Origin of the sequence: Streptomyces tricolor, assembly GCF_002155905.1 — a bacterium.
Lineage (GTDB): Bacteria > Actinomycetota > Actinomycetes > Streptomycetales > Streptomycetaceae > Streptomyces > Streptomyces tricolor.
Window position 1 is genome coordinate 1 of record NZ_MUMF01000867.1, and the last position, 1,838, is coordinate 1,838.

At 78.4% G+C, this 1,838-nt stretch carries 1 protein-coding gene; it reads left to right on the forward strand.

Annotated elements, in window-relative coordinates:
- Positions 1 to 1,838: type I polyketide synthase (locus CCN44_RS40925; protein ID WP_143650429.1), on the forward strand; the 1,838-nt coding region annotated here is incomplete at both ends.

The window sequence follows — 1,838 nt, forward strand, 5'->3', positions numbered from 1 at the left end:
ACTACGGCCCCGTCTTCCGCGGCGTACGGGCCGCCTGGCGACACGGCGACACCCTCCTCGCCGACCTCGAACTGCCCGCCGCGGCCCGGCCGGACGCCGCCCGGCACGCCCTGCACCCGGCGCTGCTGGACTCCGCCCTGCACGTGACCTCACTCGGGGACGGCGAACCGTCCGACGGCATCGCCCTGCCCTTCGCCTGGACCGGCGTCGCCCTGCACGGCCGGGGCGGCCTCACCGCCCGCGTCCGCGTCACCCCCGGCACCGACGGCACCCGCATCGACCTCGCCGACGGCGAGGGCCGGCCGCTGGCCACCGTCTCCTCGTACGTCACCCGGCCCGTCACCGCCGACCGGCTCGCCCGGCGGCAGCGCCACCTCTACGTCGTCACCGACGAACCGCTGCCCGAGTCCGCCGGCCGCCCCGACCGCCGTACCTGGGCGGTCCTCGGCGACGACGGCCTCGGCCTCGGCGTCCCGGTGCACGCCGGCCTGGACGCGCTCGGCGCCACCGTGCCCGACGTGGTGATCCTGCCGGTCACCGCCCCACGCGCCGAGGGCGAGCAACTGCCCGGCGCCGTACGGACCGTGCTCGGCCGCACCCTTCGGACCCTGCGTGCCTGGACGGCCGACGAGCGGTACGCCGGGTCGGTGCTCGTGGTCCTCACCGGCGGCGGTCTCGCCGACGCCGCGGTGCACGGGCTGGTGCGGGCCGCGCAGGCCGAGGACCCCGGCCGGATCCTCCTCGTCGGCCGGACCGGACCCGACGCACCCGTACCCGACCGGGCCGCACTCGCCGCCCTCCTCGACTCCGGGGAGCCGGAGGTCCGCTGGCGGGACGGCCGGGCGCACGCCCCCCGCCTGGTCCGCGCCGACGACTCCCCGGGGACGGACCGCCCCTGGGGCACCGTCCTCGTCACCGGCGGCACCGGCGGACTCGGCGCCCTGGTCGCCCGCCACCTGGCCGCCCGGCACGGGGTCACCCGCCTGGTGCTGACCAGCCGCCGCGGAGACCGGGCGCCCGGCGCCGCCGGCCTGCGCGCGGAACTGGCGGACCTGGGCGCCGAGGCCGAGATCGTCGCCTGCGACGTCGCCGACCGCGCCGCCCTCGCCGCCCTGCTCCGCGCGCACCCGGTGGACAGCGTCGTGCACACCGCCGGCGTCCTGGACGACGGGCTGATCACCTCGCTGACCCCGGAGCGGCTGGACACCGTGCTGCGGCCCAAGGCGGACGCCGCCTGGCACCTGCACGAACTGACCCGGGACCGGGAGCTGTCCCACTTCGTGCTCTTCTCCTCCGCCGCCGGCACCCTCGACGCCTCGGGCCAGGGCAACTACGCCGCCGCGAACGCCTTCCTCGACGCGCTGGCCGCCCACCGGGCCGCCCTCGGCCTGCCCGCCACCTCCCTCGCCTGGGGACTGTGGTCCGGCGGCATGGGCGCCGGACTCGACCCGGCCGAGATCCAGCGCATCGAACGCTCCGGCATCGGCGCGCTCGACCCGGACGAGGGACTGGAACTCCTCGACACGGCCGTCGCCGCCGGCCGCCCCGCCCTGGTGCCGGTACGACTGGACACCGCGGCCCTGCGCCGGCGCGGCGACGACCTCCCGGCCGTCCTGTGGACCCTGGCCGGCGTCACCGCCCGCGCGGACCGCGACGACCGCACCCGCACCCTGGGCGAACGGCTGGCCGACCTGCCCGCCGCCGACCACGAGCACACCGTCCTGGAAGCCGTCCGCACCGAGGTCGCCGCCGTCCTCGGGCACACCGGGCCCGCCGCCGTCGAGCCGCGCCGCGCCTTCACCGAGCTGGGCTTCGACTCGCTCGCCGCCGTGGAACTG